Source organism: Spirulina sp. CCY15215 (assembly GCF_016888125.1).
Classification (GTDB): domain Bacteria; phylum Cyanobacteriota; class Cyanobacteriia; order Cyanobacteriales; family Spirulinaceae; genus CCY15215.
Genome location: NZ_JACSWA010000399.1, coordinates 1 through 1430, shown reverse-complemented (window position 1 = coordinate 1430; position 1430 = coordinate 1). Strand labels below are relative to the sequence as shown.

At 48.7% G+C, this 1430-nt stretch carries 1 protein-coding gene; it reads right to left on the bottom strand.

Annotated features, from left to right (window positions below; translation table 11 throughout):
• On the bottom strand, positions 1–1430 hold a 1430-nt coding region (locus tag JUI58_RS11415; protein WP_204103914.1), incomplete at both ends, for a DUF4347 domain-containing protein.

The following is a 1430-nucleotide window of genomic DNA, read 5'->3' as shown; positions in this document are numbered from 1 at the left end:
GTTCGTTAATGTGATGTCGTTGTTCGCAAACAAACCACCACCATTAAAACCAGCACTATTGCCACTCACTGTACTGTTCGTTAATGTGATGTCGTTGAACGCAAACAAACCACCACCATTACCTCCTGCACTATTGCCAGAAACGGTGCTATTATTCACGGCCAGGGTTCCTCGATTGAAGATGGCCCCACCATAGGATCCAAATCCGCCGCTGTTGGCTAATCCGCCGGAAAGGGTGGTCTCGTTCACCTCCAAATCAGCACCTAGTGCAACGTGCAGCAGCCGGAAGCCAGGGGCAGCAGCATCCCGAGCAAGCGTATTCCCCATACCGTTAATCGTCAACTTTTGCGCTGCCGTAATTGAGGGTAAGCCATTGGAGCCATCGATCGAGTTTTCCACTGCTGTCAGGGTAATATTCCCCGCAAAATTAATCGTATCGGTTACTGCATTGCCGTTGGCGCTATTAATCGCCGCGATCAAACTCGCCGCATCTGTGGCCGTAAACACCACTAACTTGCCAGCAAAGTTATCCATGACCTGTTGTTCGAGTCCCAAACCCGCTTCGATGCTTCCGGTTTGTACTTCTAAGTTCCAATCTCCCCCCAAAGCCGCATTTCCTGTTAAATTCGTCGATGCGGCCACATCTGCACCTGTTAATCCTGCTAAGTCATTAATTAATCGCGTTCCTGTTTCTCCAAGGGCGGTAAAGCAACTATAAAGCAAGATATCTGCTTCTTCGGTTAAGGCAATTCCCCACTGTTGCAATTGTGCTTGATACTGAGCAATGGTTTCATTAGAAACATAAGCATTTCCCAACCAAAACTCTCCTTCATTCCCTTCGTTGAGTAGGTGTACTGCACTAACTTTTCCACCTTGTGCGGCGATTTCTGTCAGGGTTTCGGTGATGACATCAATCCCGTTTTCTTGATGAGTGACCACTTGGGATATTGTACCGCTTTGACCACCATAGAGCAGGGATTGATAGTCTTCTACCCCTTCATCGATGAAGCTGGTTTCTACTGTATCTCCGATCGCCTCTGGGAATAAAACGACGGTGGGACTATTGCTGATGAGGTCATTTTCGATGGGGGTAACTCGTCCGGCTGCCATCAGAGTGATATTCTCGGCGTTGACTTCCCCCGCGATGACGGTATCGCCTTCGTTTACGGGGCTATCCGATCTGACTAATCTCACTGTGCCATCTGCTTCGATAATCACTTCATTAGCATGACCGATTTCACTGCCTCCGGTAATATAACGAGGGATATCTACGGCTCTGATTCCCCTTGCATTGGCAGAAATGATTACGTTTCCTTCGACTGGGGCGGCATCCAGGACTAAGTTTACCACCATACCTTCGTGAGAGAGTCGAACTTGACTTTTACCTGGAATAGCGGCGAGGGTGATGTTACCGTTTTCGGTGGCTACGG